Source organism: Sorangium sp. So ce295 (genome assembly GCF_051527405.1).
GTDB classification, from domain to species: domain Bacteria; phylum Myxococcota_A; class Polyangia; order Polyangiales; family Polyangiaceae; genus Sorangium; species Sorangium cellulosum_B.
On record NZ_CP150324.1, the window covers coordinates 6,196,772 to 6,221,898 of the forward strand.

Consider the following 25,127-nt stretch of genomic DNA (forward strand, 5'->3'; position numbering starts at 1 on the left):
GCTCGTTCGGCGGCTTGTACTCCGCCGTCTCCGCCAGGGCCGCGGGGCCATCCGTTCGACGATCTCGCGGTCGGGGCGCGTGCGAGGTGGCGGTGTACCCGCTCGGGTGATCCTGACCACCACGCGCATGACGGGCAAGGGCGTCGCGGGGTAGCCTCCCGGCCATGAGCGGACCACGTCCTGCCGCCCGCGCTGCCCGCCCCAACCCGTCCGCCCGCGCCGACCCCGCCGCCCGCCCTGACCCCGGCGTTGCGCCCGCCGCCCGCGCCGTCGATCGCGGCGCCGCTCCCTCCGCCGAGCGCCGCCTCGACCCCGCCGACCGCGCCCGCGCCGCGCTGCGCGCCGGGCGCATCGCGGCGCTGACCGCCGGCGGCCTCGCCCTCGGCAAGCTCATCGCCGGCCAGCTCGGCCAGTCGATGGCCGTGACCGCGAGCGCCGTCGACTCGCTCACGGACCTGTTCGCCTCCTCGGCCAACGCCCTCGCCATCCAGCTGGCCCACGCCGCGCCCGACCGCTCGCACCCGTTCGGCCACGCGAAGATCGAGACGCTCGCGACCGCCGGTCAGGGCCTGCTCATCGGCGGCTCGGGGGTCTACCTGCTCATCGAGGGGATCCGGCGGCTGCTCGCGCCCGAGCCGCTCCGCCTCGCCGCCGTCACGCTCGGCGCGATGGCCGCCGCCGCGCTCATCACCGCGGCGCTCGTGGCCTACCTCGGCCGGGTCGCCGCGCGCACCGGCTCGAGCGCCATCCAGGCCGACGCCGTCCACTACCGCACCGACATCGCCGCGAACCTCGCCGTCCTCGCCGGCGTCGCCCTCACCTACGCGACGGGCTTCTCCCGCATCGACGGCGTCCTCTCGGTCGCGGTCGCCGTCTACATCCTCACGTCCGCGGGGACCCTCCTCCGGCTCGGCGTGCGCGACCTCATCGACACGAGCGCCCCGGAGGAGCGCGTCGGCGCCATCGCGGACACGCTCGACGCCATGCGCGCGCGCGGCGAGCTCCTCGGCCACCACAGGCTGCGCACGCGGATCGCCGGGCGCACGCTGTTCGTGGAGGTGCACATCGAGCTCCCGGGCGACCTCCCCCTCGCGCGCGCGCACGCGACCAGCGACCGCGCGCGCGACGCCATCCTCGCCATCGAGCCCGACGCAGAGGTGCTCGTGCACATCGACCCCGAGCGCGACGAGCCGGCGTGAGGGCCCCCGGCAGCGCCGCTCAGTCCGGCTGGGCGCGCGGCCCGGCCCCGGGCGGCGGCCCGGCCCGAGGCAGCTCGACGACGAACGTCGCTCCCGCGCCGAGCGCGCTCTCGACATGGATCGAGCCGCCGTGCGCCTCCGCGATCCTGCGGCTGATGTACAGGCCGAGCCCCAGCCCGCCGTAGTGCCTGTCCGATACGGCCCGCTCGAACCGCTCGAAGATCTGCCCCTGGCGCGCCGGGTCGATCCCGATCCCGTGATCCCGCACCGAGAGCCGCGCCGTCCCCGCCTCCTCGCCGAGGGAGATCTCCACAGGGTTGCCCGCCCCGAACTTGATCGCGTTGGCGAGCAGGTTCGAGACGATCTGGTCCACGCGGGAACCATCCCAGAGGCCCACGACCCGGCCGCACTCCCGCAGCGACACCGAGCACCCGGCGCGCGCCTGATCCAGCTTGAACCGCGCGAGCACGTCGCGGACGACCTCCCCGAGGTCGACCTCCGCCACATCGAGCCTCAGCCGAGCCGCGTTGATCCGCGAGACGTCGAGCAGCTCGCTGTTCAGGCGGGTCAGCCGCGCCGCCTGCCGCAGCGCGCGGTCGACCTGCCGGCCCATGGCCTGCGGATCCCAGGTTCGACCCGATCGGAGGGCCCGTTCCATGGCCTCGAGCGTGAGCGTGAGCGACGTCATCGGCGTGTTGAGCTCGTGCGTCGCCACGGTCAGGAACTCGTCCCGCATGCGCACCGCCTCCTGCGCGGCGCTGTAGAGCCGGGCGTTGTCGATCGCTATCGCGGCCCGGCGCGCCACCTCCTGCACGAGCGCGAGATCGGCGTCCCCGTAGCGGCGCTCCGGCGCGGACGAGACGACGGTCAGCATCCCGATCGTCTGTCCCCGCGCCACGAGCGGCACGATGACGGAGCTCCGCGTCCCGAGCTCGCGGATGAGCCTCGCGTGCCCGTCGTCCTCGGCGTGCCTCCGGATGATTTCGTCGGAGATCTCGGGGAGCAGGAGGGGCCCCCCGTCCCGAAAGGCACGGGCCGACGGGTGGGGCGAGTGCCGGTCAGCAGGGTATCGCCGTCGCAGCTCCTCGAGCAAAGGCTCCTTCGCGGGGTCGCTGTGGGCCCAGAAAGCTCGCCGGGCGTCCCCGCCTTCTGCAAAGTCGATGACGCACCAGTCGCAGAACGATCGCACCGACAGCCGCGCGAGGCGGGACAGCACCTCTCCGTGATCGAGCGACGCGGAGATGATCTCCCCGGCTTCGGCCAGGAAGGCTGCGCGCCGCTCCGCCGCCTCGGCCGCGGTCCGCGCGCATTGCTCCTTGGCGAGGAGCCGCGCGTTCTCCAGCGAGATCGCCGCCTGTGTGGCGAGGAGCGAGAGCGCGGTGAGCCTCTCCTGCGTGAACGCGCCCGCGAGCAGGTTGTTCTCGAGGTAGAGCAAAACCGCCACCTCGGCCTGCCTCAGGACGGGCACGCAGAGGAGCGATCTGGGCCGATTCCGCGCGAAGTACTCGTCTCCGGAGAACTTGCCCGCGTCGGCCGCCGCGTCGTGGAGGATGACGCGCTCCTTCGTCCAGTGGACGTAGCGGACGAGCGACATGGGAATGCGGGGCGAAGAGCCCTCCGCCGGACCCGGCCGGATCGCCGTCGAGGCGCCCCGCTCGTCGAGCGTCGCCTCCGCTTCGATGGCGAGGCGCGAGTCCTGACACAGTAGGAGGCAAGCGCGCTGCGCGCCCCCCTGCTCGAGGACGGACGTGAGCAGCGTGCGCAGGAGCTGGTCGAGGACGATTTCGCCGGAGATTGTCTGTGATGCCTTGATCACCGAGAGCAGGTCGAGCTCCTCGGACCGCGCCGCGAAGGTGGCGGCCTGGGCGAGCGGCCTCGTATCCCAGAGGCGGGGATTCTGCTGGTCGATCTGCTTGACCTTGCCGTCCGCCCCCCAGCGGGTGTAGCAGGCGCGGGCCTCGCGCAGGTACGTGTCCGCGACCAGATCGAACCCCCGCGCCCGGTAGAACCTCGACGCGACCTCGTACGCGAGCGCCTCGCCGTGGACGAAGCCGTTCTCGCGCGCAGCGCGGATCGCCGCTTCGTAGAGGAGCTCGGCGTCGAGCGCCCGGCCCTCGAGGCGCGCGATCTCGGCGCCGATCAGCGCGGCGCGGCCGCCGAAGTTCTCGGGGCAGCTCGAAGCCCAGACCTCGAGCTGCGCGTGGTGGGCGGCGAGCGCCGCGAGGTGCCGGCGCCGCTCGTCGTTCGACTCGGGCGACGCGGGCGCCACCTCGCAGCGCGCCGCCCGCGCGAGCGCGCCATAGAAATGGTAGTCGGTCACATAGAAGAACGACTGCACCGCCCAGAGGAGCCGCTCTACCTTCGTCGCCACGGCCAGGGCAGCAGCGTAATCGCCGGCGTGGAAGTGCGCCTGGAGCCTGCAGATCCAGTACCAGGTGGCGGCCACCGAGAGCCGCGGATCGCTCTCCAGGTGCTGCTCGAACCTGGCCTCGTCGAAGCTCACGTCATTGAAGGAGGAGAAGCTGGGCGTCAAACCGCGGAGGCACCGGATGAGCTGCAGCTGCGCGATGACACAATCGATGATGAGGCCGAACCTCGCCTTCCGTACGAAAGCGAGCGCGCTCTCGGCTTCGCGCTGCACGTCCCCGAGCGGCTCCGCCTTGGCGATCAGCAGCACGAGAGAGGCGTTGCGGGCGAAGGCTGCGAAGGTGAGATCGCCGGTCTCGCTCGCCATGTCGAAGACGCGCCGCAGGAGCTCGATGCTGGTGCGCACGTGCCTCGTCCACGGATTGACCAGCACTCCGAAGTCCAGGTAGACGCGGGCCTTGAAGCGGCCGAGCCCGTGTTTGTCCACCAGATCGAGGCCGAGCTTGCCGAAGCGGTAGCCCGCGCGGTAGTCGCCGAAGCGCGAGCCGAGGACCACGCCGACATGGACATAGCCGAAGCACGATCCGTCGCTGTTGCCGTGCTCGAGGCTCAGGTTCACCATGCGACCGACGACGAGGCTGTGCAGCCTCTGGTCGGTGAACAAGGCCGGCGCCTGGCCCCAGGTGAGGATGTCCATGATCGCGCGAATCACCGGATCGGTCATCGGCGGCAAGCCCACGAGCGCCTCGATCGGCCGGCGCCCGAGCTGAGCCCACATCCGCTCGTACTCCTTTTGAACCTCGTCCTGCGTCGGGTGAGGCGACCACGCGACGCCGAGACGCCCCAGGACCTCGAGGCAGATCTCGACGGCGAGCTCGCTCCGATCCAGCGTCGTGTAGAGGTCCACCCGCACACACGCGACCGCCGCCGCGTCGACCAGGCTCCCTGCGCGGCGCGAGAGCGTCGAGAGCCGCTCCTCCGCCGCGCCGAGCTCCCCCGTCAGGTACTCGCACTCTGCGCGGCGCAGCTCGAGCGCGAAGGCGAGCTCGTACTGCCGCTCCCAGCGGTCGTCTTCCGGCTCCAGGAACGCCGCGCCGGCGACGAGGTAGGTGAGCGCCGAGGCGAAGGCCGCCGACGCCATGGCGCGCCTGCCGGCGACGAGGTTGAGCCTGGCGCCTCGCTCTCGCTCCTCCCGTGACGTGATCAGCGGAGCGCCGCGGTCGAGCTGATTGACGATCTCGAAGATCTTCTCCTCGAGCTCCTCCGGCGCCGTGCGCGCGGCGAGCAGCCTGCCTATCGCGAGGTGCGCCTCAGCCCGCTCGCCTTCGGGGATGAGCGAATAGGCCGCCTCCTGCACCCGATCATGGATGAACTTGTACGAGCCGGGGAGGCGCTGGACGAGCCCCGCGGAGACGGCCTCCCGGAGGTCCGCGTGCGCGTCCTGCTCCGTGCGGCCGCGGACCATCGCGAGGAGGGCGACCTCCGCGGTGTTCCCCAGACAGGCGAGCTGCTGCAGCGCCCTCTGCGCGCTCGGAGAGAGCCGCGCGAGCTTGCCGACCATCAGGTCGACGACGTTGTCGGTGAAGCCCTTTCCGCGGATCCTCGCCACATCCCACCGGAAGGCCTCGGCGTCCTCGTCGAACGCGATCAGCCGCTCCTCGTGCAGCGCGGAGAGGAACTGGATCGCGAAGAAGGGGTTGCCGCCCGTCTTCTCGTGGACGAGGTCCGAGAGCGGCGCGGCGTCCTCGCGGCTGCAGTGGAGCGCGTCGCTGGCGAGCGCGGCGAGGTGCTCCCGGGAGAGCGGGCCCAGCGCGATGTCGGAGATGCGCGCGCCCTCCTTCCGGACCTCTTCGATCGCCACCATGAGCGGGTGCGAGGGGCTCACCTCGTTGTCTCGGTACGCGCCGATGACGAGGAGATGATGCGTCTCGGGGTGCGTCAACAGATCGCGAAGGAGCCCGAGGCTGGCCGAATCGGTCCACTGGAGATCGTCGAGGAAGATCGCGAGGGGGTGCTCCTTCCGGGCGAACACCCCGATGAAGTGCCGCAACACGACCCGGAACCGGTTCTGCGCCTCGGCCGGCGGGAGCTCGGGGACAGGCGGTTGCCGGCCGATGACGAGCTCGACGTGGGGAATCACGTCCACGATGAGCTGCCCGTTGCTCCCGAGCGCGCCGAGCAATCGCCGCCGGAAGACCGCGATCCGCTCCTCGCTCTCGGCGAGGATCTCGAGCACGAGCTCCCGGAACGCCTGGACCAGCGTGGAATAGGGGATGTCGCGCCTGTACTGGTCGAACTTCCCCGAGAGGAAGAGCGCTCGTTCCCGGACGATCGGCCTGTAGAGCTCGTGCACCAGCGACGACTTGCCGATGCCGGAGTAGCCGGAGACCACGACGAGCTCGGGGGAGCCCGTGGCCACCACGCGGTCAAACGCGCAGAGCAGCGCGGCCGCGTCGCTCTCGCGGCCGTAGAGCTTCCGGGGGATCTGGAAGCGACCGGAGACGTCGCGCTCGCCCAGGGGAAACGGCGCGATCTGGTCAGTGGCCCGCAGCTGCGAGAGGCACCGCTCGAGGTCGTGCTTGAGGCCGCGGGCGGTCTGATAGCGATCCTCGGGCATCTTGGCCAGGAGCTTCAGGACCAGCGTCGAGAGCACCTCGGGCAGCTCGGGCACCAGCGTCGAGGGCGCCGGCGGGAGGCGCGCGACGTGGCAATGCACCCACTCCAGCGGGTCCTTCGCCTCGAACGGCAGCCGCCCGGTGAGCATCTCGTGGAACGTCACGCCGAGCGCATAGAGGTCGGCGCGGCCGTCGATCCCCCGGTTCATTCGCCCCGTCTGCTCAGGAGACAGGTACGGCAATGACCCCTCGACGAGCCGCGCAGGCCCTGCCGGCGGCAGCTCGCGGGAGGAGCGGGACGCGAGGCCGAAGTCGGCGAGCTTGACCTGGCCGGTGGCCGTGTTGACGAGGATGTTCTGCGGCTTGAGATCCTTGTGGAGGATGTCCCGCTCGTGGATCGCCGCCACGCAGGCCGCGATGCGGACCGCGAGCTCGAGGAACCTCTCGACGGCCATCGGCGCGCCGATGAGGTGGTCGAGCGGCTCGCCGCCGAAGTCCTCCAGGACCAGCGCCGGCAGCCCCTCGTGCGTCTCGAGGGCGAGCGGCGCCACGACGGCCTCGTGGTCCAGCAGCTTACCGATCGCGTACTCGTGCTTCAGCCGCTCGACGTCCTTCGGGCGGCTGCGCCTCGGGTCGAGGACCTTCAGGACCACCGGGCGGCCATCGGCGCTCCGGACCGCGCGCAGCAGGCGGGTCCGCTGGCCCTCGTGAAGCGTCGCGGTGACCAGGTAGGAGGGAGCGCTCACGTCCATGGCGAGCCCCATGCGGAAGGCCCGCCGTGGAGCGCTGGATCCTGGCGGTCTAGCAGGACATGGGGGCAGCTGTCGACTCGGGCGCGGTCGAGTCCGCGCGACCCGCCTCGTCATGCCGCCGAGCGGCGTGAGCGGCCGCCAGCCTCGTGCTCGTTGGGCGCCGACGCGGGGGAGCCGCCCGCGCCGCCGTGTGCCGCGCCGCGCGGGCGCCCTCACCCGGGGAGGCCTCTACGCGCCGGGCTCGTCGACCGCGTCGTCGCCTTCGTGCTCCTCGAGGTAACGCTCGGGCGCGAGCTCCCACCGCTCCGGCGAGCGCCAGAGCTGCGACAGGAGCAGCTCGCGCATCAGCAGGATCTCCTTGGGCAGCCGGTCGTAGAGCCGCTCGAAGAGCTCCCCGTGCGAGCCGAACTCGACCTTCCACGCCTCGCGGTCGACGGCCATCAGCTGGTAGAATTGCTCCTTCGAGAAGCGGTCCATGCCCCGCCACTCGATGTCTTCGTAGCGCGGCATCCAGCCGAGCGGGCTCTCCTCCGCGAAGCCGCGGCCGTGCACGCGGTCGACGATCCACTTGAGGACGCGCATGTTCTCCCCGAAGCCCGGCCAGAGGAAGTTGCCCTGGTCGTCCTTGCGGAACCAGTTCACCGAGAAGATGCGGGGCGGATTGACGATCTGGCGCCCCATCTGCAGCCAGTGATTGAAGTAATCGCCCATGTGGTAGCCGCAGAAGGGCAGCATCGCCATCGGGTCGCGGCGCACCTGGCCGATGTTGCCGGCGGCCGCCGCCGTCATCTCCGAGCCGATGGTCGCTGCCGTGTAGACGCCGAAGCTCCAGTTGAACGACTGGACCACGAGGGGCACCGTCGTCGCGCGCCGCCCGCCGAAGACGATCGCGCTGATGGGCACCCCGTTCGGGTCGTCCCAGCGCGGATCGATCGACGGACACTGCGACGCAGGCGTCGTGAAGCGCGCGTTCGGGTGGGCCGCCTTGCGGCCGCAGTCCGGGGTCCAGTGCTTCCCCTGCCAGTCGATGAGCTCCGGCGGCGGCTCGTCGGTCATCCCTTCCCACCAGACGTCGCCGTCGGGCGTGAGCCCCACGTTGGTGAAGATCGTCCCCTTCCGGATGGTCGCCATCGCGTTCGCGTTCGACTTGTCCGACGTCCCCGGGGCCACGCCGAAATAGCCCGCCTCGGGGTTGATCGCATAGAGCTGCCCGTCCCGCCCGGGCTTCATCCAGGCGATGTCGTCGCCCACCGTCGTGATCTTCCAGCCCGCGAACGCCTTCGGCGGGATGAGCATGGCGAAGTTCGTCTTGCCGCAGGCGCTCGGGAAGGCCGCGGCCACATACGTCTTCTCGCCCTTCGGCGACTCGACCCCCAGGATCAGCATGTGCTCCGCGAGCCACCCCTGCTCCCTGCCGAGGACCGAGGCGATGCGCAGCGCGAAGCACTTCTTGCCGAGCAGCGCATTGCCGCCATAGCCGCTCCCGTACGACCAGATCAGCCGCTCTCCCGGGAAGTGGACGATGTACTTGTGCTCCGCGTTGCACGGCCACGGCACGTCGGCCTGTCCCGGGGCGAGGGGCATGCCGACCGAGTGCAGGCAGGGGACGAAATCGCCGTCTCCGAGCGCCTCGAGCACCTTGCGCCCCATGCGCGTCATGATGCGCATGCTCGCGGCGACGTACGGCGAGTCGCTGAGCTCCACGCCGATGTGCGCGTAAGGCGAGCCGACCGGGCCCATGCTGAACGGGATGACGTAGAGCGTGCGGCCCCGCATCGACCCGGCGAAGAGCCGGCGCAGCGTGCCCTTCATCTCCTGCGGCTCGGCCCAGTTGTTGGTGGGGCCGGCGTCCTGCTTTCGCCGGCTACAGATGAACGTGCGGTCCTCGACCCGCGCGACGTCGCTCGGGTCCGAGCGCGCGAGGTAGCTGTCCGGGCGCTTCTCCGGGTTCAGACGGATGAGCGTGCCCGCCTTGACCATCTGGTCGCACAGCGCGTCGTACTCCTCCTTCGAGCCGTCGCACACGTGCACGTTGTCCGGCTGGCACAGCGCGACGACCTCGGCGATCCATTGCCTGAGCTTCTCGTTCGTGATCTTCGCCCGCAGGCCGGGGATCGACACCGGCGGCGGCGGCTCCGAGTGGAACGAGCTCTGGCTGTTCTGGCTGGCTGCTACGGACACTTGCGTACCCTCCTGGCTCTCTGGGTCGAACGCGCTCTGCAAAGCGCAGGCCCTGCCCGCCCTCGACGGCAATTCTGGCCGAAATGCGGCCGGAAGGCTGCCCTGATTCTCCCTGAGCCCGATCGCTACAGCAGCGCTGCGCGCACCAGGTGCGCCCGCGGGGCGAGCCCTGCGCCGCGCGCTGGGTCGTCGATCCGCCCGAAATCCGACCGAAATCCGTCCAGCGGTTGGCCCCGAGGGCTGCCTCGCGGGCAGCCGCGCCGCCCGCCCATGCCCCCGGTGCGTGCCTACGCGCCGGTGCTCACCATGGCCACGCCACGTACAGCGGTTCCCGCGCGAACGCCGCCCGGGCGCGACGCCCCTTCTCCGAGAGGAACAGCATCATCCTGAGCTCCTTGTACTCGGAGTGGCGCTCCGGCGTGCCGATGCGCGTGATCGCGCCGGGCGGCGCCTCCCAGCCGCATCCCGCGTAGAAGCGCTCGAGGCTGGGGTTGCAGAACAGCGCGGCGACATCGGCGTCGCTGTCCTGGAGGAAGCGCGTCGCCATCTCCACGACCTGCCGCCCGTGGCCTTCGCCCCGGTAGGGCGGGGACGTGAAGACGTTGCCCAGGCCATAGACGACGTGCTCCTCCCCCGCGTGGGTCAGCGAGAGGCGCATCACCGAAGCGTAGCTGAGCAGCACCTCCTCCTCGCTGATCGTGAAGTGCGCCGTGCCGATGTCAGACGGATACGTGTGCTTGAGCAGCCGGAGTGGACCCGTGAATATCGACGGCCACGCCGCCCGCATGAACGACACGGCCTGCCACCGGAAGGCGTCGGGGAGCTCGTCTCGATGGTAAATATGCTTTTCTTGCATGGGTCTCTGGGCGCTAGCGCAAGACGCGCAAGACCCCGGCAGCCTGCCGTGGCCCCGCCCGCGGGGACGGTTGACAAGGATAACCGGCTTTGCTCATATACCCAGTCCGCTCGGAGCATGGCGCGCCCCTGAGGACGGCCGGTAACATGGTGGGCACGGGTCAAGACACCTCGGACGCGGAGCCGACCCAGGCGGCGATCATGGGCAAGTACCGGCTGATCGCGAAGCTCGGCCGGGGCGGGATGGGCGACGTGTTCCTGGCGATCGCGCGCGGGCCGGGATCCTTCAACAAGCTCGTCGTTGTCAAGCGCCATCGCGGCGTGGGCGGAGCGGGCGGGGACGGCGAGAAGGTCGTCGCCATGTTCCTGGACGAGGCGAAGCTGTCCGCCCGCCTCAACCATCCCAACATCGTCCAGACCTACGAGGTCGACCACGACGACGCCGGCTACTTCACCGTGATGGAGTACCTGGAGGGCCAGCCGCTCAGCGCGCTCATGCGGGCGGTGGCCGAGGGGGAGCCGGGCGCGGCGGGCTTCACGCGCGGCGTCTGGGTGAGGATCGTGGCCGACCTCCTGAGCGGCCTCCACTACGCGCACGAGCTCCGCGATTACGACGGCGCGCCGCTCGGCATCGTCCACCGCGACGTCTCCCCGCACAACATCTTCGTCACGTACGACGGCGCGGTGAAGCTGCTCGATTTCGGCATCGCCAAGGCGTCGATCAACACCGACCTCACCGAGACCGGGAAGCTGAAGGGCAAGACGTCGTACATGGCGCCGGAGCAGGCCGTCGGCAGCGGGTCGACCGATCGGCGGGCCGACATCTTCGTCGCGGGGATCGTGCTCTGGGAGCTCCTCACGCGGGAGCGGCTCTTCGGGGGCGACGCCGTGAGCGCGCTCTGGAAGCTGGCGGCCGTGGACGAGATCCCGAGGCCCTCGCTCCTCCGGCCGGACGTCCCCCCGGCCCTCGACGCCATCGTGACGCGGGCGCTCGACCGCGATCCGGCGAAGCGGTTCGCGACCGCGCAGGAGATGCGCGCGGCGCTCGAGGACTACCTGCGCGCGGCGGGCGAGGACGTCGGGTCCGACGAGATCGGCGCGAGCATGCTGGGGGTGTTCGCGGAGCGCCGGGCGAGCATGCAGCGGCAGGTCAAGGCGTACCTCGATCAGAGCGCGCAGGGCGTGGACCGCCCGAGCGTGCCCGTCGAGCCCCGCCCCTCTCGCGTGAGCCATTTCGAGGGCGCAGAAGGGAGGCGCATTCAGCCCGTGATCGCCCTCGACGAGGAGCTCGGGCAGAGGACCTCGGGGACGCCGGGCCCAGGGCGCTCCGCCTCGGACTCGACGAGCCTGAAGTCGAACCTCCGCACGGCCGCCGCGCCCCAGCAGCGCAGCTACTGGATCGGGGCGCTCGGCGCGGCCGTGCTGGTCGCGGCCGCGGCGTTCTCGACGCGCCGCCCTGGTGGGCAGCCGCCCGCTGCCGGCTCCGCCGCGGCCGTGCTCGTCGAGCCGGACGCCGGCCCTCGCTGCACCGGGGTGCTCCGCGTCCGGATCACGACCGGCGACACGGGGACTGCCACCGACATCTCGCCGCCCTACAACTACGGGGTCTACGACTACCTGCGTCACCTGAACGACAGTCAGGGAGGGCTCCGGGGCTGTCCCATCGACGTCGACATGAGGGACGCGCAGTACGACCCCGCCAGGACGGAGGAGGTCATCGAGGCGTGGCGGCGGCAGCCCGGGTGGAGCGAGGTCTCCACGCTGTTCGTGTTCGGCACCGGGCCGACGACCCGCGTGGCCCCGAGGCTCACGGAGGAGAAGAAGCTCATCATTCCCGGCTCGTACGCCGGCTCGCTCGCCACGCCGGTGCCGATCTCGGCGGACGTGTCCCACGCCGAGTTCAACGCCCTGGGCCAGAGCGCCTCCGCGACAGAGCACAAGACGAGCCCTGGATATCCCTACATCTTCTTTCCGGCCACGGACTACTCGACAGCGATCCGCATCGGCATCAAGGCGGCCTGGAAGATCGCGCCCGGGCGCATCGCGATGGTGCACGACACGATAGACAAGTGTCTTTACTGCGTCGATCCGCTCGCCGCGGGCAAGGCCTACGTGGAGGAGCTGCCCGGGATGCTGCTCGGCCAGGATCTCATCGTCCCGCAGACGTCGTCCCTCGAGGATGAGGGGCGCATCGTCGACGCGGTGATCGGCTATGTGAAGCGGGAGATCGAGAAGAAGCGAGCGGACCCGTCGTATGTGCCGGCGAGCTGGTTCTGGGCCGGCAACAGCGTCCTCTCCTCGTCCTTCGTCGGGAAGGGCGCGGCCGCGGCGCAGAAGCTCATCCATCAGGCGTTCCCGGGGCAGGAGAAGAACCGCTGGCAGCTGCGCGTGATGGCGAACAACTGGGGTATCGGCGAGAGGACACTGGCGATCTGCGGGGCCGACTGCGCGGGGATCTTTTATGGGCTGTTCCCCGTGCCCGTCTACGGCGACACCCAGCACTCGAGCGGGATGGCGGAGATGCTGCGGATCCACAGGGCCTACCGGGAGAAGGACGGCCACCCGCTGGAGCTGTACCAGGACCAGCCCTACGTCCAAGGCCACGCCGCGGCGCTCATGTGGCGCAAGGCCGTCGAGCGGGCCATCGACGCCGGCCGCACGCACCCGACCGGAGAGGACCTGAAGGCCGCGCTCGAGGGCTTCCAGAACGTGGTGCTCGACGGGATGACGGCGGGGCCGATCTCGTTCAGCGCGACGGACCACCGGCCTCAGGCGAACGAGTCGGTGTACACGATCGGGGCCGCGGACGGGGGTGGCGTCGGGTTTCGGTTCGTCGATCACTGCTCGATCGAGCTCGACGCGAAGTGGCTCGGGTACTGAGGGGAGCTGACGCCGGCTTGCCGGCTTAGCCTGCCGGAATGATGGCACCGCGAGGACGCCATAAGACGCCAAGAGTCGCCATAAGACGCCAAGATTTTTCATTATTTTTTGGCGTCTTATGGCGACTCTTGGCGGTTCCTCGCTTTCCGCGACGAACCTCTCGCATAGTCTTAGGTCGGCCCGGAGATCCGCCAGAACCCGATCCTCGCGGCCCCCGCCAGATCCGGCCCGACCGGGCCCTTCCCCCAGAAATGGTCATCGTAGTTGGGCACCGTCCACCCCTGCCCGTATGCCCCCATCACCGCGTAGATCACCTCGTCGTCCGGCTGGACCTCGATCGCCGTCGTCACCCACGCCTGCCGCACCGGCGCCGGGCTGGCGTCGTCGAGCAGGTAACGCGCGAACATCGATCCCTCGGTCGTGTCGTCGAACGACTCCGTCGCATAGCCGAGCAAAAGGTGCAGCCCATCGAACGCGCCCGCCCACCGGTAGCGCCACGCGCCGCCGTCGTCCTGGAGCGGGCCGCAGGCGGCCACCACCATCCACTCCAGGTTGGCGTTGCCCCACCGGGCGTCGTTGAAATGAAGGACCCGGTCGTTCATCGCGCTGCAGAACATGAACCCGACGCCGTTCGCGTGCCCCGTGTAGAAGGTGAGATCCACCGAATCCGCGAACGACGCGTCCTGGCCGCCCAGCGCCGGATCCTTGAAATCGACCTCCCACGCGCGCTGATCGCCCCAGTTGAAGCGAGACTCGATTCCCCCCTCCCGGAAGCTCTTCATCAGCCCATCGACGTTCGCCGCCGAGTGATCCAGGCCGCCGCAGAGCCCGACCCACTCGGCGCCGACCACCGCGCGGCCATCGTCGACCGGCGGCGGGAGCGGCGGGCGCGCCGCGCCGAGCCCCGCCGACGCACGGCCGAACGAGAGCCGCTGCGCCGCCGTCGCGACCAGACCGTCGGCGTCCGTGACATAGAGCGAGAGCGTCTCCGTCTCCCCGCGAAGACCAGAGACGCCAGACACCTTCACCCGCGCGCCGCCTTCGCGCCCTTCGTCGAGCACGTCGAGCGAGCGCGCCGACGATACCCACCTGTACGTGTATGGCGCAGCACCGCCGGTGACGCTCGCCTCCGCGAGCGCGGTCGCGCCGTCCACACGCACCGAGATCTCGGCCCTCGGAGCGTCTATGACGGCCGGCACGATCCTCTTGCGGACGTCCATCACCTCCCCGCCGACCGTCCGCCGTGCGCTGCACACGTAATGGGGCAGGATCCGCCGTACCTCGCGGGACAGCGGCGGCGCGTAATAGACGAGCTCCGGCTCGGCCGCGATCACCGCGCCGCCGCCCAGCGCGCCGGCGCACAGCGCGGGGGCCTCGGCGGCGGAGACGATCGCGACGTCCTCCCCTCGCGCGAGCTCGCGCCGCGCGTAGATCAGATGCGTCACGGCGCCCTCGCCGTCGAACGTCACCCGGACCTTGGCCCCGGGGCCGATCAGCCGGATCCCCTCGAGCTCGTCGCGAAAGCTCACCTGCGTGTCGAGCTCGGCCCGCGCCACAGTTCGGCCCTCCGCGTCGACCGCCTCGAGCAGCGAGTGGCCGACGGCCAACTCGCTCCCGACCGGCAAGCCCGCGGCGTCCAGCGCGGCCCACGCCCGCGCCGCCGCGTCCGGCTCCGGCAGGACGCGCAGCGCCGCGAGCGCCTCGAAATCCAGGGCGTCATCGCCCGCCGACGTCTCGAAGCCGCGCTCGTCGCGGAACCCGGGCGCGGGCGGCGCGTCGGCCTTCCTCGTGGGCAAGCGCTGGAATCGCGCGCTGTCGAGGTAGCGGATCGCGCCGCCGGCCACGAGCGCGGCGGCGCCCCCCCGCGCGGGATCCTCCGCGAGCCCGAGCGCGCCGGCGAGCGCCGACGCCCGCGCGACGTCGGCGCCGCCGCCGATCACGCGGTATGCGGGCAGCAATCGCGTCTCCCTGCCAGGCGACCCCGCGGCAGGCGACGCCGCGCGGAACACGCCGCGATCGGCGCTCTCCGGGAGAGCCTCGCGGGCGTCGCGACCGCCGCACCCGACGACGCCGAGGGCCACGAGGAGAAAGACGCCCAGCACCCCATCCGGTGATCTCTTCATCAAAGTCCCCCTTTCCCTGCGGCCACGGCGAGGCTCGGCGCGCGACTCCGCACGAGCGATCTCGCAGGGAGCCTCCGCGCGGCGCTCGCGGCCCGCGACGCGAGCACCTCGCATTGCACGACCCAAGCCACCTCGGCCGCGCCGCTCCGCGGCGCGACTCTCCGGGCTCCGGCCGCTCTCGGCCGAGATTGACCGCCTCGCGTCCGGCTCCTAGGCTGCCGCGCATTCCATGACAGCGCACACGAAGGACGGAGAGAGCGCGCCCGGCGCCGGCGATCGGACGCTCGAAGGGACAGCGGATCCCGGCGCCCGCCTGTTCCTCGACTTTCTCTCCTCGATCCGCCCCCGCGTCGACGCCGCGCTCGATCAGCGCTGGCGCGACAAGGCGGCCTCCGTGCAGCGCTACGGCCGCGAGGTCGAGGCCATGGTCTCCGAGGCGCGGAGCCTCACCCTGCGCGGCGGCAAGCGGTTCCGCGCGGGGCTGCTCGTCGCCGCCTACCAGGGCGTCGCGCCGGACGCGCCGCTCGGCCCCGCGATCGACGCCGGCGTCGCGCTCGAGCTGCTCCAGACGTACCTGCTCATCCAGGACGACTGGATCGACGGCGACACCGTCCGGCGCGGAGACCGCACCGTCCACGTCGCGCTGAGCGAGACGCTCGGCGATCCGCACCTCGGGGCCTCGTCCGCGATCCTCGCGGGCGACCTCACCTGGAGCTTCGCGCTGAGCACGCTCGCGGGCGCGGACGCGCCGCCGGCGACGACGCTCGCGGCCGTCCGGCTGTTCTGCAAGATGCACGAGGACGTCGTGATCGGGCAGCACCTCGACGTCGTCGGCCGGGCCGAGGACGTCGAGCAGATGCACGCGCTCAAGACCGGCAGCTACACGGTGCGCGGCCCGCTCGCGCTCGGCGCCACGCTGGCCGGCGCGCCGGCCGAGACCGTGGCGGCGCTCGAGCGGTTCGCGGCGCCCGTGGGCGTCGCCTTCCAGCTGCGCGACGACCTCCTCGGCACCTTCGGGAGCGCCGCCGCGACCGGCAAGCCGGTCGGCAACGACCTGCGCGCCGGCAAGCGCACCGCCGTGCTGGCCGCGGCCGAGGGGCGCCTCGACGCCGCGGGCCGGAGCGCCGTCGAGCGCGCGCTCGGCCGCAAGGAAGCGAGCGACGACGCCGTGGCGGCCGCGACGCTCGCGCTCGAGGCGTGCGGCGCGCGGCGCGCGGTCGAGGAGCGGCTCTCCGCCCTGTGCGGCGAGGCCGAGGTCCTCGCGCGCTCGCTGCCCGTGAGCGCGTCGGCGCGGCAGATCCTGTGCGGGGCCGCGAGCGCGCTCCGGTGGACCGGCGCATGACCGAGGCGCTCGGCGAGGCGTCCGGCAAGGTCATCCTGCTCGGCGAGCACGCCGTCGTGTACGGGGCGCCAGCGCTCGCCGCCGGCATCGAGCGCGGCGCCCGCGCACGGGCGACCCGCTGCTCCGGCGCGAGCGCCCTCCGGCTGGGCGGGCGCGAGCTCCGCGCGGCGTCGGCCGAGGAAGACGTCGCGCGGGCGTTCGCGGCGCTCCTCGGGGCGCTGCCCGACGTCGGCCCGGTGCGCGTCGAGGCCGAGAGCGATCTGCCGCCCGGCGGCGGCCTGGGCAGCTCGGCCGCGCTCGGGGTCGCGATCGCCAGGTCGGTGGCCGCGCTCGCGCGCGCGCCCGCGGCCGCGGCGCGGACCGCGGCCGAAACCGCGGCCGACGCCGCCGCCGTGACCGACGCCGCCGCCGCCTGGGAGCGCGTGTTCCACGGCAACCCGTCGGGCATCGACACCACAGCCGCGGCCCGCGGCGGCTGCTTCCGCTTCACCCGGGCGCACGGCGCCACCCCCGTCGCCCCGCGCGACGACCTGTGGCTCTGCGTGGGCTCGACCGGGGTGTCGTCGTCCACGCGCAGCATGGTCGAGCTCGTGGCGAGGCTCTTCGAGCGCAAGCCCACGCTGGCCGCGACGTCCATCGCGGGCATCACCGCGCTCGTCGAGAACGCCGCCCTCGCGATCGAGGCGGGCGACGCGGTCGCGCTCGGCCGGCTGATGGACCTGAACCAGATGCTCCTCGCCGGCATGTTCGTCTCGACCGAGGCGATCGAGGCCCTGTGCAAGCTGGCGCGCGAGGCCGGCGCGCTCGGCGCCAAGCTCACCGGCGCCGGCGGCGGCGGCTCGGTCATCGCGCTGCTCCCGCCGCCTCCGCCGGGCGACGGCGGGGCGGCGGCGTCGAACAGCGCCGCGGACCGCGTGCTCGCCGCCTGGCGCGACGCGGGGTACAGCGGCTTCGTCACCCGGGTGAAGGCGGGCGTGACGAGGACGGAGCCACAGGAGCAAGCATGAGCGTCGTGAGCCGGGCGACCGCGATCGCCCATCCGAACATCGCCCTCGCGAAGTACTGGGGCAAGCGGGCCGATGGCCACAACCTGCCCGCCGTCCCGAGCCTCTCGGTGACGCTCGCCGGGATGGAGACGACGACCGAGGTCGCCTTCGACGCGTCGCTCGACCGCGACGAGCTCCACCTCGGCGGCGCGGCCTTGCCGCCGGACGCGGAGGCGACGCGCCGGGTCGCCGGCCTCCTCGACCGGGTCCGCGCCGCCTCGGGGCGGCGCGAGCGCGCCCGCGTGGTCAGCCGGAACGACTTCCCCACCGCGGCGGGCCTCGCCTCGAGCGCGTCGGCGTTCGCCGCGCTCGCGCTCGCCGCGAGCGCCGCCGCGGGCCTGCCCACCGCGCCTGCGCTGGTGAGCGATCTCGCGAGGAAGACCTCGGTCTCGGCCGCGCGCTCCGCGTTCGGCGGCTTCGTCGAGCTCCGCGCCGGCCGCCCCGGGGACGAGGCGCTCGCCGCGACGCCGCTCGCGCCCGAGGACCACTGGCCGCTCGCGGTCGTGATCGCGGTGACGCGCGAGGGCCCGAAGGACGTGGGCTCCAGCGACGGCATGCGGCACACCGCGATGACGAGCCCGTACTTCCCCGCGTGGGTGGACGCGGCGCCGTCGCTCTTCGACGCGGTCCGCGCAGCGGTCCTCGCGCGCGACCTCGCCGCGCTCGGCGCCGCGGCCGAGGCGAGCGCCCTGTGCATGCACGCCTCGAGCATCGCCGCCTCGCCGGGCCTGCTCTACTGGACCGGCGCCACCGTCGAGGTGATCGCCGCGGTGCGGAGGCTCCGCGCCCAGGGGACGCCGGCGTTCTTCACCATCGACGCCGGCCCGCACGTGAAGGTCTTCACGACGCCCGAGGCGCAGGCCGCCGTGGGCGCGGCGCTGCTCGCCGTACCAGGCGTCCTCCGCACCATCACGGCCGTCCCCGGCGGCGGAGCCCGCCTCGCGCCCTCTTCCGGTTCCGGGGGCGCGTGATCGTCCGGGCGCCTGGCAAGCTTGTCCTCTCGGGCGCCTACGCCGTGCTCGAGGGCGCGCCCGCGCTCGTGGCCGCCGTCGATCGGTACGTCCTCGCCGACCCGGCGCGGCCCGCCGCGCTCGTCACCGAGGAGGTCCAGGCCGCGATCGACGCCGGCGCGCTCGACGCGGCGGCGTGGTTCGACGCGTCCGCGCTCCGCTCGGCGGCGCCGGAGCCGCCTCTGGCCTCGCCGGGCGCGCCGCCCCGCGAGGCGAGCCGCAAGCTGGGCCTCGGATCGAGCGCCGCCATCCTCGTCGCGACGCTCGCCGCGCGCGCCGCGGCGGCCTCGGAGGCGCGGGCGGCGCGCGCGTCCACCGAGGACCGGCGCGCGCCCGCGTGGGACCCGCGCGCGCTCTTCCTCGACGCGCTCGCGGCGCACCGGCGCGCGCAGGGCGGAGGCAGCGGCGTGGACGTCGCGGCGAGCGTCTACGGCGGCGTGCTCTGCTGCCGGCTCGGGCCGGGCGGCGAGCTCGACGTGGCGCCGCACGCCCTGCCGGGCGGGCTCGTGATCGAGGTCTTCGCCAGCGACGCCTCGGCGCGCACGAGCGCCATGCTCGAGCGCGTGCGCGCGCTCGCCGCCCGCGAGCCCGAGGCGCACCGCGCGCTGCTCGGCGCGGCCGCCGAGGGGGCGCGCGCCGCGATCGAGGCCGCGGACGCTCGCGCGCTCGTGGCCGCGCTGGATCGGCAGGTCGACGCGCTCGCCGAGCTCGGCGACCGTTCGGGCGCGCCGATCGTCACCCCCGCGCTCAGGCGCCTCCGCCCTGCCGCGGCCGCCGAAGGCGCAGCGATCGCGCCGAGCGGCGCGGGCGGAGGCGACGTCTCCCTCTTCGTCGGCGGCGCGCCGCCCTCGACGGCATGGCTTGCCGCGGCGCGTGAAGCCGGCCTCGAGCGCGTGCCGATGTCGCTCGGCGCCCCCGGCGTCCACGTGCTGGACGCAGCCCCTCCGCTCCCTGCCTGAGCGCGTCCCCTCGCCGATCGTGCGCCGCGCGGTGCCGGAGCGCTTGGCACGGAGCCCGCTCTGCTCGCTCCCGGATCGACCGCGGCGCTGCGCTCGGGCGACGCACCGCGGTCCTTCATGAGGCCTTCGGGACGCGAACAGCAGGGAAAGCATGGACTTCGTGGAGCCGGCGATGCTGCAGCGCCGCCGTGAAAGCTTGAGTTTTCATGGTGATACCGCCTGGACGGCCGATGAGCGCGGTGGGCGCCCGGTCCTCCAAGGCGGGCTCCGCGGGCAGGAGGCTGCCGGCGCGGGCTCGGCGGGCGTGACCTGCGTTCACAGCGCGCTGATGCATCGGCGCGGGGGCGCGCGCAGGCGCGCCGGACCGCCGACCGTCGGTCGCGGCTCGGGCGCGGGGGGTGGTGAACGGGGTGAGGTGGCACGAGGACCAGAGGACCAGGTGAGGAGGGGGGCTCCATGACGACGTGCGATCGAGAGCTTTGCCGATTGGAGGATGTGCTTGGCGCCAGCATGGCCGAGTCGAGGGCCATGCTGGCAGCGTTCGGCGTCCAGGTCGCACCGCTGCGGAGGCGCACCGCGAGCACGTACCTGGGGCGGGTGCTGGTCCACCCGTACAACCTGCTCGTCGTGGGGAGCGCGCTCCTCCTGAGCTTCATCGGCTGGAGCCCGCTGCTCCTGCTGCTCGGGCTCGGGGCGGAGCTCGTGATCCTGTGCGTCGTCCCCTGGCGCGGCTTCTTCCGGCGCAGCATCGACGCGCAGCTCGACGAGGTGGATCGGGCGGCCTGGTCGCGGGCGCGCGAGTCGTTGATCCGGCAGATGGACATCCGGCACCAGCAGGAGCTCGCGCGCCTCGACCGGCTCATCGATCGCACCCGCGAGAACATCCGGCGCCGCGGCGGATCGATCCCGCCCCTGCTCGACGAGGGCTTCGGCCTGAGCCGCCTCATCATGAGCTACATCCGGCTCGCGATCGCGCACAAGGCCGGCCAGGAGTCGCTCGCGATGACCAACCACGGCGAGCTCATGGACACGATCCGCTCGCTCGAGGCGGTCCGGAGCACGTCCGCGGGGCGGACCCGCGGGCTGTCCGAGCGGCGCCTCTCGATCGCCTACCGGCGCGCCGAGTGCTGGAGCCAGACCCGCGATGGGCTGGAGGTCGTGTCGCAGAAGCTCGCCACCATCCTGGAGCTCATCCAGCTCATGCACGAGCAGTCGATGACGCCCGTGGATTCGCCCGCGACGTGCGTGGAGATCGACAGGTTCATGCGCGAGCTCGACGATCTCGACAACGGCGAGAGCACGCAGCGTGAGCTCGCGGAGCTCGACATGGACATGGACAGGGCGTTCGAGCTCGAGGAGCTCGAGACCGAGCACATCCAGCACAGCCGCCCCCCGATGCGCCTCGTCGCGCGTTGAGGGGCGCGGGCCTTCGGCGCTGGCGCGCGCGATCGCTCGGCGACGCGGGGAGCCGGGGGAGCGCGCGCTGCGTCCTGCGTTCGCCGCGTCGCAAACTCCGTTGTACTTTCGCGTCGCGCCGTCGAGCATGGCCGGATGCGAACAGCGCCTGTGCCGAACATCCCCGCGATCCCCGGCATGAATCCGGGAGTCTTCGTGATGGGCGGAGGAGGAGGCGGCGACGGGTCCGGGGGGAAAGGCGGCGGCGGTTCGACAGGCGCGCGGGGAGCCGACGGGAAGGGCCGGTGGCAGTGACGCTGACGGCGGCGGGAAGAGCGCGGGGTCGTGCGGCACCGGCTCGACCGACGGCGGCGGCTGCCCCAACCACCACGGGCCCGGTACGAGCGGCACCATGTCGCGCGGCGATCCGGTCGACGTCGTGTCCGGCCGCGTGTTCACGTTGCCCGCCGTCGACCTCTTTCTTCCGAGCCCGCTGCCGCTCCGGATCGAGCGCACGTACTCCAGCACGTCGCGCGACCGCGACGTCGGCCTCGGACCGGGGTGGACCTTCTCACTCGCGTGGCAGGTGATCGAGCGCCGGAGGTCGGTCCGCGTCATCACGTCCGACGGCGTGGAGCACGATTTCGGCAAGCTCGAACCGGGCGCCGGCGTGCTCGGCCCCCATGGCTGGCTCCTGCACCGCGAGGGCCTCGGGTTCCGGCTCGATCTACCGGACGGTCCGCGCTTCCTTTTCGAGGTTCAGGTGCCGTCGGACGACGGCATGACCTCCCGCCTCTCGGCGATCGCCGATCGCTGGGGCAACCGCATCGTCTTGGACCACGAGCAAGGCCATCTCGTCCAGGTGACCGACGCCGCCGGACGGGTCGTCCGCGTCGTCCGCGGGCGCGATGGCCATATTGCCGCTCTGGAGGCGAAGAACGCGCTCGAACAGGGGCGGTGGGTCCCCTTCGTCCGGTACTCCTACGACGCGCACGGGCGGCTGACCGGCGCAGAGGACGCCGATGGCGAGCTCACGACATACGCGTACGACGAGCGAAACCTGCTGACGTCCACCACGGCCCCGACCGGCCTCACCTTCTTCTTCCGCTACGACGCGGCGAGCCGATGCGGGGCTCGTCGTGGAGGAGCACGCGTTCGACGGGCGCGTCACGCGCTACGGTCACGACGCCATGGGCCGCGTCGTGTGGTCGAGGAACGGCCTGGGCGAGCGCACGGAGTACGAGCGCGACGCCGCCGGGCGGCTCGTGCGGCGGGTGTTCGCCGACGGGACGGAGGAGTCGTTCGAGCACGACGAGAACGGAGACATCGTGGCTGCGGCGTGCCCTGCCGGGCTGTTCGTGTTCCAGCGCAACCCGAACGGCTGGATCGTGCGTGAAGAGCAGCACGTCGCGGGCGAGCGCGCCGACGTGCGGATCGACTACCGCCTCACGGGCGAGGTCGCCGGGCGCCCGGCGGCGCGCCCGTCGTCGAGGAGCGCACCTACGTCTTCGAGCAAGGCGCGACGATCCCGTTCGCGCACCGCGACGCGCGCACGGAGGGCGGCGTGCGCACGGTGTCGCCTTGGTGGCATTACGTGAACGACGACTCCGGCGCCCCGGAGGCGCTCGTGGGCCCGGACGGCCGGCTCGGCTGCGAGCTCCTGCGCTCCCCGTGGGGCGCGGCCGCCGTGGCAGACGGCGCCTCGACGAGCACGCCCATCCGCTTCCGCGGCCAGTATGCCGACGAGGAGACCGGGCTGTTCTACAACCGCCATCGCTACTACGACCCGAAGCTGGGCCGGTACATCAGCCCCGACCCCATCGGCCTCGAGGGCGGGCTCAACCCGTTCGCCTACGCCGCCAACTGCCCCACGTCCGCCGTCGACCCCGACGGGCTGATGTACTCCGTCATCAAGGACGCGCGGGGCAACGTGGTCGCTGAGGGGCACAACCAGGATATTCCGGGTGGCGGCGTCGGCGGCAGCGGTGTTCAACCCCACCGTGGCGCGACGAGCGCACGGACTTCATGCGCAGAAATTACGGCGCTCACGAGCCTCGCTCACAAGATGGGGCCCGAAACGAAGAAGGAGGACATCGCGAAGCTGTTCAATGAGGAGGGCTACACCATCGAGACCTATGAAGGGACCAGGGACGACTACAAATCGGGCATCCGCTACGGCGCCGATCCCTGTCCAGCGTGCAAGAAGATGTTCAACGACATGGGGATCACGAAGGGCATCATAGGACATGCGCCGAGGAAGGCCGAGAAAATCAAACCTTGGGACGGCGAAACGACCTACACCCCTGTCTCCAAGGGGGTACTGCAGCAGGCACGAAAGAGACGACGATGAGCGATCGAATGATTGACGGCCCAAAGCCTCCTAGAGGTGCTGTGGATCGACTGCGTGGCCCGGACGGTGGGTACGCGCGGTCGCACGCTGGTCTGGCCGAGTTCTGGCGATGCCTCCCTGAAGATGTCCTGGCCCGGTCCGCTTCCGAGCAAGACGCCGATCTCCTCACGGCGCTCGAGCGGTGGTTCGCGGAAGGGCCGAGCTGTGCACTCGTCGTCGGCGCAGATCAGAAGAGGCGCACCGAGGTGCTCGCGCGATGGGCTCTCTCTATGGCGGCACGCGATAGAGCAGAGGTGATCTTTCTCCCGGTGAGCTCGTGCTTCGGAACCGCGGTGGAACGCGAGGCGCTCAAGGTGCTGCTCGGTCTGTTTCGAAGCTCGTGGTCAGCGGCATTCTCTCGACCACGCAGCCCTAATGAGCTCCGGTGGTCGATCGCCGGAGCGTTGCGGTGGGATCTGGAGATGGAAGATCCTGTGTTGCTCGTGATCGTCGACGGCCTCGAGCGCGCGGCGGACTGGGAGCCTGAGAAGGGGGTACCGTTTCTGGACGAAGCCGGTTTCAGGGTGCGGTTCCTTGTGTCCGTGGGCGTGGAAGGTCCCTCGGCGCGGAGCTCGGACTGGCGTCAGCATCTCGAATGGACGGAGGAGACGTCCGCGGTGCTGCACCTACCAGGGGAGGCCACCGCGGCAGAAGAGGCGGTGCAACAGGCGCGAGACACCCTGGCCGGGAGCGGAGATGTCGGGCGCGCGGCGGAACGATGCCTCGACGCCCTGGCGACGGCGCTCGCGCCGGTATCGAAGGACGACCTGATGGCGGCGTTCGAGCTGCCCAGCGCGTCGATCGAGGCGCTCCACCGCGCGCCGCGTCCGGCGCGTGCTCTCGTGGTCCATGCGGACGACGGGACCTACCGCTTCGGCAACGATGCGATGCGCGCGCGCTGGGCTGCATCGGCAGACATCGCGTCGCTCGAAGACGGCATCGTCGATCGAGGCCTCGCCAGCCTGCGCGCGGCCAGGGCCCCCGAGGGCGGTGCGCTCACCTGGCCAGCGTACCTCGTCGAGTACCTGGGCGCCCACATGACGCGGCGAGCGCCCGCGCTGTCCGCCTTCATGGAGCTGGTCTCACCGGCGTGGCTCGCCACCTGGATGGAAAGACCCGGAGGGCTCGTCGGGTTCGTCACGGACGCCCGCCGCGCGCGCACGGCTGCGGAAGACGCGCTGTTCAGCGCGTCCACCGAACCGGAGCGCGCGGCAGCGTTGAACCACATCACGCGGTGCGCCGTCGTCGAGGGTGCGCTGTTCGCCAAGGAGGGAAGCCGCCACGGACCGCGAGACGATCGTGCCCATCCCTACAAGGAGCCGAGCGTGGATCTCACGAAGCCGACCGGCGCGGCGCGCGCGCGGGCGGCAGCGCTCGTCACGCTGGCAGGCACCCTGGCCGGGGTCGAACGGGAGGCGGTGCAGGCGTGGGCGGACGAGGCGCGGGCCGCGCTCGACGAGGCCGGCGAGCTCATACCATGTCCGATCCCCTCGTTCTCCGGTATCCCGACAGGTGCCGATCCGGAGCTCACGCGCCGGCTGCGCGACGCCGCTCCCAACGAGTTCGGGTCTCTTCTGTCCGGTCCTTATCATGAGGCTGCCGCTGCGTGCGCGGGGCTTGAGCCGGAAGAAGCGTTGCGTCTGGCTGGCAGCACGGAGGGTGTCCTCCGGGTGACCGCATTCGCGGCGATCGTGCCGCACCTGCCCGAAGCGCTCCGGGAACGAGCCGTGGCCGAGGTCATGGACGCCTATTGGCAACATGGCGACGACGACACGCTTCGATCCGTGCTCGCATGTGCGCCGTGGATGGCGCTGGACAACGCGGCGTGCGTGCTCTGCGATGTGCTGGGGAACCGATGGCAGAAGGATTTCGAGAACCTCTTGATCGGCTGGGGCGGGCTCACGGATTTCGCGCCGCTGCTGCGCAGGCTGGGCGGCTCGGCGGCGATCGTCGGCGCTGCCTCTGCGATCGCGGAGGTGGGCCGCTGGTTGCCGTAGCGGCGCCTCGGGCCCAG

Annotated in this window: 15 protein-coding genes and 1 pseudogene; 12 read left to right on the top strand and 4 right to left on the bottom strand. The window is 71.9% G+C overall.

Annotation, left to right across the window (positions count from 1 at the left end; translation table 11 throughout):
• Positions 1 to 164 precede the first annotated feature (164 nt).
• Entirely contained in the window at positions 165 to 1,199 is a 1,035-nt protein-coding gene (locus tag WMF11_RS23385) for a cation diffusion facilitator family transporter (RefSeq protein ID WP_437910657.1), read from the top strand.
• Between the two features lie 19 nt (positions 1,200 to 1,218).
• On the opposite strand, the gene WMF11_RS23390 is transcribed toward WMF11_RS23385, so the two are convergent.
• The 3 genes from WMF11_RS23390 to WMF11_RS23400 form a co-directional block, all read right to left on the bottom strand.
• Entirely contained in the window at positions 1,219 to 6,933 is a 5,715-nt protein-coding gene (locus WMF11_RS23390; RefSeq protein WP_437978982.1) for a sensor histidine kinase, read from the bottom strand.
• Between the two features lie 228 nt (positions 6,934 to 7,161).
• The gene (locus WMF11_RS23395; RefSeq protein ID WP_437979334.1) at positions 7,162 to 9,054 is read right to left on the bottom strand and encodes a phosphoenolpyruvate carboxykinase (GTP); all 1,893 of its coding nucleotides are present in this window, start codon (positions 9,052 to 9,054) and stop codon (positions 7,162 to 7,164) included.
• 361 nt (positions 9,055 to 9,415) lie between these two features.
• Complete coding sequence (locus tag WMF11_RS23400; protein WP_437978983.1) at positions 9,416 to 9,970, bottom strand: GNAT family N-acetyltransferase; 555 nt, start codon at positions 9,968 to 9,970, stop codon at positions 9,416 to 9,418.
• A gap of 146 nt (positions 9,971 to 10,116) precedes the next feature.
• Between WMF11_RS23400 and WMF11_RS23405 the strand changes: the two genes are divergently transcribed.
• On the top strand, positions 10,117 to 12,849 hold the full coding sequence (locus tag WMF11_RS23405; RefSeq protein WP_437978984.1) for a protein kinase domain-containing protein: 2,733 nt from the start codon (positions 10,117 to 10,119) through the stop codon (positions 12,847 to 12,849).
• Between the two features lie 170 nt (positions 12,850 to 13,019).
• Here the strand turns inward: WMF11_RS23405 and WMF11_RS23410 are convergent, their stop codons facing one another.
• Positions 13,020 to 14,972: a DUF6345 domain-containing protein gene (locus tag WMF11_RS23410; RefSeq protein WP_437978985.1), complete on the bottom strand. Its 1,953-nt coding sequence runs from the start codon at positions 14,970 to 14,972 to the stop codon at positions 13,020 to 13,022.
• A 229-nt stretch (positions 14,973 to 15,201) separates the two neighbouring features.
• Here WMF11_RS23410 and WMF11_RS23415 point away from each other — a divergent pair, with 229 nt between their 5' ends.
• From WMF11_RS23415 to WMF11_RS23460, 10 genes and pseudogenes are all read left to right on the top strand, one after another.
• The gene (locus WMF11_RS23415; protein ID WP_437978986.1) at positions 15,202 to 16,314 is read left to right on the top strand and encodes a polyprenyl synthetase family protein; all 1,113 of its coding nucleotides are present in this window, start codon (positions 15,202 to 15,204) and stop codon (positions 16,312 to 16,314) included.
• On the top strand, positions 16,311 to 17,321 hold the full coding sequence (mvk, locus tag WMF11_RS23420) for a mevalonate kinase (protein WP_437978987.1): 1,011 nt from the start codon (positions 16,311 to 16,313) through the stop codon (positions 17,319 to 17,321). Before WMF11_RS23415 ends, mvk begins: the two co-directional genes overlap by 4 nt.
• Entirely contained in the window at positions 17,318 to 18,331 is a 1,014-nt protein-coding gene (mvaD, locus tag WMF11_RS23425; RefSeq protein WP_437910664.1) for a diphosphomevalonate decarboxylase, read from the top strand. The genes mvk and mvaD overlap by 4 nt, the downstream gene beginning before the upstream one ends.
• Complete coding sequence (locus WMF11_RS23430; RefSeq protein ID WP_437719089.1) at positions 18,328 to 19,329, top strand: hypothetical protein; 1,002 nt, start codon at positions 18,328 to 18,330, stop codon at positions 19,327 to 19,329. The genes mvaD and WMF11_RS23430 overlap by 4 nt, the downstream gene beginning before the upstream one ends.
• 528 nt (positions 19,330 to 19,857) lie before the next feature.
• Entirely contained in the window at positions 19,858 to 20,745 is an 888-nt protein-coding gene (locus WMF11_RS23435) for a hypothetical protein (RefSeq protein WP_437554925.1), read from the top strand.
• A gap of 135 nt (positions 20,746 to 20,880) precedes the next feature.
• Positions 20,881 to 21,039 carry a hypothetical protein gene (locus WMF11_RS23440; RefSeq protein WP_437978988.1) on the top strand — a complete coding sequence of 53 codons (159 nt, stop codon included), beginning with the start codon at positions 20,881 to 20,883 and terminating at the stop codon, positions 21,037 to 21,039.
• Between the two features lie 97 nt (positions 21,040 to 21,136).
• A pseudogene (locus WMF11_RS23445) lies at positions 21,137 to 21,310 on the top strand (DUF6531 domain-containing protein); the annotation flags it as partial.
• A gap of 553 nt (positions 21,311 to 21,863) precedes the next feature.
• Positions 21,864 to 22,322, top strand: coding sequence for a hypothetical protein (locus WMF11_RS23450; RefSeq protein ID WP_437979440.1), 459 nt, complete (start codon positions 21,864 to 21,866; stop codon positions 22,320 to 22,322).
• Positions 22,319 to 23,074, top strand: a complete 756-nt coding sequence (locus WMF11_RS23455; RefSeq protein WP_437978989.1) for an RHS repeat-associated core domain-containing protein — start codon at positions 22,319 to 22,321, stop codon at positions 23,072 to 23,074. Before WMF11_RS23450 ends, WMF11_RS23455 begins: the two co-directional genes overlap by 4 nt.
• Before the next feature lie 332 nt (positions 23,075 to 23,406).
• Entirely contained in the window at positions 23,407 to 25,110 is a 1,704-nt protein-coding gene (locus WMF11_RS23460) for a hypothetical protein (protein WP_437978990.1), read from the top strand.
• Positions 25,111 to 25,127 lie beyond the last annotated feature (17 nt).

Bases quoted from the DNA above. Each gene is read 5' to 3' on its own strand.
- WMF11_RS23385 (WP_437910657.1), top strand. From the start codon at position 165: ATGAGCGGACCACGTCCTGCCGCCCGCGCTGCCCGCCCCAACCCGTCC.
- WMF11_RS23390 (WP_437978982.1), bottom strand. From the start codon at position 6,933: ATGGACGTGAGCGCTCCCTCCTACCTGGTCACCGCGACGCTTCACGAG.
- WMF11_RS23400 (WP_437978983.1), bottom strand. From the start codon at position 9,970: ATGCAAGAAAAGCATATTTACCATCGAGACGAGCTCCCCGACGCCTTC.
- WMF11_RS23405 (WP_437978984.1), top strand. From the start codon at position 10,117: ATGGTGGGCACGGGTCAAGACACCTCGGACGCGGAGCCGACCCAGGCG.
- WMF11_RS23410 (WP_437978985.1), bottom strand. From the start codon at position 14,972: ATGAAGAGATCACCGGATGGGGTGCTGGGCGTCTTTCTCCTCGTGGCC.
- WMF11_RS23415 (WP_437978986.1), top strand. From the start codon at position 15,202: ATGACAGCGCACACGAAGGACGGAGAGAGCGCGCCCGGCGCCGGCGAT.
- mvk (WP_437978987.1), top strand. From the start codon at position 16,311: ATGACCGAGGCGCTCGGCGAGGCGTCCGGCAAGGTCATCCTGCTCGGC.
- mvaD (WP_437910664.1), top strand. From the start codon at position 17,318: ATGAGCGTCGTGAGCCGGGCGACCGCGATCGCCCATCCGAACATCGCC.
- WMF11_RS23435 (WP_437554925.1), top strand. From the start codon at position 19,858: ATGCTGGCAGCGTTCGGCGTCCAGGTCGCACCGCTGCGGAGGCGCACC.
- WMF11_RS23440 (WP_437978988.1), top strand. From the start codon at position 20,881: ATGCGAACAGCGCCTGTGCCGAACATCCCCGCGATCCCCGGCATGAAT.